This is a genomic window from Bradyrhizobium sp. (assembly GCF_049691595.1).
Classification (GTDB): domain Bacteria; phylum Pseudomonadota; class Alphaproteobacteria; order Rhizobiales; family Xanthobacteraceae; genus Bradyrhizobium.
Map to the genome: position 1 here is coordinate 1 of NZ_JBAVNZ010000059.1, position 3,699 is coordinate 3,699.

The 3,699-nt window shown below is 65.0% G+C and carries 4 protein-coding genes; 3 read left to right on the plus strand and 1 reads right to left on the minus strand.

Annotation, left to right across the window (positions count from 1 at the left end):
• On the plus strand, positions 1 to 1,005 hold a 1,005-nt coding region (locus WCE35_RS02735; RefSeq protein WP_424591806.1), incomplete at its 5' end, for an EAL domain-containing protein.
• Between the two features lie 15 nt (positions 1,006 to 1,020).
• Entirely contained in the window at positions 1,021 to 1,875 is an 855-nt protein-coding gene (locus WCE35_RS02740; protein ID WP_424591807.1) for a TIGR01459 family HAD-type hydrolase, read from the plus strand.
• Positions 1,876 to 2,487: 612 nt separating this feature from the next.
• On the opposite strand, the gene WCE35_RS02745 is transcribed toward WCE35_RS02740, so the two are convergent.
• Positions 2,488 to 3,057 (minus strand): TMEM175 family protein, encoded by a 570-nt coding sequence (locus tag WCE35_RS02745; protein WP_424591809.1) that lies wholly within the window; start codon positions 3,055 to 3,057, stop codon positions 2,488 to 2,490.
• Positions 3,058 to 3,356: 299 nt separating this feature from the next.
• On the opposite strand from WCE35_RS02745, the gene WCE35_RS02750 reads away from it, so the two are divergent.
• Positions 3,357 to 3,626 (plus strand): hypothetical protein, encoded by a 270-nt coding sequence (locus WCE35_RS02750; protein ID WP_424591808.1) that lies wholly within the window; start codon positions 3,357 to 3,359, stop codon positions 3,624 to 3,626.
• Positions 3,627 to 3,699: the final 73 nt, after the last annotated feature.

Consider the following 3,699-nt stretch of genomic DNA (forward strand, 5'->3'; position numbering starts at 1 on the left):
GCGCAAACCGAGCTGCCGCTTCCCGTGCCGGCTGCCGTCCGACGCCCGCCGATTGTCGCCCCCGCACGGCCGCGGGTCGCCGCTACCGCCGAGGTCGCCTCGCCCTCGCGCAGCCGGACCCAGCTCCTGGCCGCCGTGAAAAACGCGGTGGAGGAAAACCGGCTCGAACTCCATCTGCAGCCGATGGTGACGCTGCCGCAGCGCAAGGTGCGCTATTACGAGGCGATGACGCGGTTGCGCGACGACAAGGATCAGATTATCGCGGCCGACGATTTTATCGGCGCCGCCGAGGCGGGCGGCCTGATCGGGCGCATCGATCTCATGGTGATGCTGCGCTGCGTGCAGGTGCTGCGCCGGCTGATGGTGCGCAACAAGGACGTCGGGGTGTTCTGCAACGTGTCGGCGGTAACGCTCGGCAATCCCGCCAACTTCGCCCAATGCCTCGATTTCCTCGAAGCCAACCGCGCGCTGGCGCCATCCTTCGTGCTCGAATTCAAGCAGTCGACGTTCCGCCATCTCGGCCCGACCGAGACCGAACATCTGGCGGCGCTGTCGCAGCGCGGCTACCGCTTCTCGATCGATCATGTCAGCGACCTCGGGATCGAACCGCGGGAGCTCGCCGACCGCGGCGTCCGTTTCATCAAGGTGCCGGCGGCGCTGCTGCTCGATCCGATGCTGAGCTCGACGTCGGACATCCACCCTTCCGATCTCTCGGATCTGCTGGGCCGCTTCGGCATCGATCTGATCGCCGAAAAGATCGAGGGCGAGCGCGCGGTGGTCGATCTGCTCGACTTTGACGTGCGGTTTGGGCAGGGTTTTCTGTTCGCGCCGCCGCGGCCGTTGCGGCCCGATGGGGCATCTGCTACCGGCGGGGCCACTCCAGACAGGGCGCAGCACCCCGATGGCTCCAGCAATATGGCTCCCCTCACCGGCCCGGCCATCGAGACCCCGCCGCGGGCGACCGGCAATGCCGCGCTGGCGCGCCGCGCTGCCGGACCGGGCTGACCGGCGCTTGCGATCATGACCTCACTTCGGTTTGTCGAAAGGCTGCGCGACCTGGTCGGCGGCGTCGAGGTCGTGCTCTCCGACATCTGGGGCGTGGTGCATAACGGGATCGAGGCATTTCCCGACGCCTGCGACGCGCTGCACGCCTTTCGCAGGCAAGGCGGCACCGTCATCCTCATCACCAACGCGCCCCGGCCGGCCGATTCGGTGCAGCGGCAATTGCGCAAGCTGCGCGTCGCCGACGAGACCTATGACGCGATCGTCAGTTCCGGCGACCTGACCCGGCATTTCGTCGCCGATCATCCGGACAAGAAAATGTTCTGGCTCGGCCCCGAGCGCGACAGCTCGATCCATCGCGGGCTTGATGCCGTTATCGCGCCGCTGGAACAGGCCGATTACATCGTCTGCACCGGCCTGTTCGACGACGAAACCGAATCGGCGGAGGATTATCGCGCGATGATGCTGCAGGCGCGCGCGCGCAAATTGCCCTTGATCTGCGCCAATCCCGACATCGTCGTCGAGCGCGGCGACCGCCTGATCTATTGCGCCGGCGCGATCGCCGAGCTCTATCGCGAACTCGGCGGCGAGGTGATCTTTTACGGCAAGCCGCACCGGCCGATCTATCAGCGCGCCATGGAACTGGCCGCCGCGCGCCGCGGGCATTCGGCGGAGCTCAGCCGCGTGCTGGCGATCGGCGATTCCGTGCGGACGGATCTCGCCGGCGCGCACGGTTTTGGGATCGATTGCCTGTTCGTGACCCGCGGCATCCACTCCGGGGAGTTCGAGGGCATCGATCAGCTCGACCCCGCCTCGGTGCGGGAGTTGTTCGGCCATCCCCCGCAGGCGCTGATGCGGGAGCTGAGGTGGTAGCTGGCCGTTCCCCGGATGCGGCGCAGCGCGCCGCGCTTTGCACTCGGGTCCGCGCTTTGCGCGGCCCGAGCACAGGCTTCGTGGTGCGCTGCTGATCCGGGGGCCATACTTTGTCGGAAAAAATGGGTCCCGGCTCTGCGGCGCATCGCCGAAGAGGCGCTGCACCGCGTCCGGGACACCAGACTTCAGCGCACCGTCACCGGCGAGCCGGTACGCAGGCTCACCTGAGCGTATCTCGCTCCCAACCAAAAATATCGAAAACAACCCCATGCAAAGTAGCCGGCCGTCGCTGGCATAGGCCTGGCGCCATGCTTGACACGTCGGGCAAATCAGCGGCACTCCTTCATCGTCGCCCGATTTGGCAAGAACTCGCGGCCCGCCGCAACGGGCGCTTCGGCGCGATGACGGGCGAAAATCCTCACCCACCATTGAAGTTGGCACTGGCTCATCGCGGCGCGTGATGGCCTGCGCGTTGCCGAAGCGCGCGCTTCCGACGCGCGTGCCGAGGAATATCGACATCAACACCGCTCAAGGGGGAATGTGGCACGTCGCAGCGAAATGACGCGATGTGCCAACAACAGACATGCGCCGCCTTAACAGAGATCGAGCTGGCTAATTCGTTCTCAGCGGCCAACGCCGGGCCGCCAACCAGCCCGCCAGAGGCGCGCCAAATGCCAGGCACCATGTGAATTGCGCAACGGACGGCGCGACGACGGCCATCACCGTTCCGAACACGAATACGAAGACCGGAAAGATCGCGGTTGCCAGCAACTCGGGATTGCGGCGACCTCGCAGCGCCAGAATCCATAGCAGCGCATTCAGGCCGGCAATGACAGTCAGATGGAAGCCGTAGCTTACTGCGACGACGCTATCGAGCCGATACACGCCGTAAAGTCCATTCGTCACCGGAAGCATGACGATCGACAGCAGGAAGATCAGATTGAGGAAGACTTCGCCGCGGCTGCCTTCCGGCGCGAAGGTGAGCCGCCGATGATGGCTGAGCCAAAACACGCCGGCGACGATAAAGCTGATCATCAGCGCGATGACAGGTTGTGCGTAGGCACCGAAAAGGTCTATCCAGGCAGGCGCGTTCGCGAACCTGCTGGCCTTCGGCAGATCATAGGCGAGCAGCGTCATCGCAACGCCGAAGATGGTGTTGCTCAACGCCTCCAATCGGCGCATTTCGAAAAGACCGATCTGCTTCAACCTCGCTCCCCCCTCAAAGCCACCGGACACGCTTCGCGGAGCGGGGCCGCTTGAGACCCGGCCATGCTTTCAGCTGTAGGATTGTCGGACATAGATTGCCCCCTTGTGGGCACGCGTAGCGAGCGGCCACGCAGTTGCCATGCCACCCAAAAACGTCATGAAGTCGCGGCGCTGCATCTCCGACACTAGTCCTTCCAGACGGCATCTTAGCGGGTATCCTGAGTTCTCTGATAGGTGGAAACCTGCGGCCAGAGTAGATTGTGGATGCGTGGCTGATGTCCGAAGTGAGTCATTCGCGACGGGTCGAAAGCTTTCGCAGCTACGACAGCCAGATGGTCGATTGCATCGACGGCTGGTTCAACGAGCCGCCGCGGAAGCTGGCACCGCGCAAACGGCGTTCCCCGGATGCTGCGCAGCGCGCCGCGCTTCTCCCTCGCCCCGCGCTTGCGGGGAGAGGCGTAGGCGGCCTACGGCCGCCGTTCTTGAAGAAGGACGCCGATGCGGAGCATCGGCTATGGGTGAGGGGCTGTCCCGGCGAATTCTGAAGATGTGAGGACGCGGTGAGTCCCCCTCATCCGCCCGGCTTCGCTGCGCTTCGCCGGACGACCTCTCCCCGCA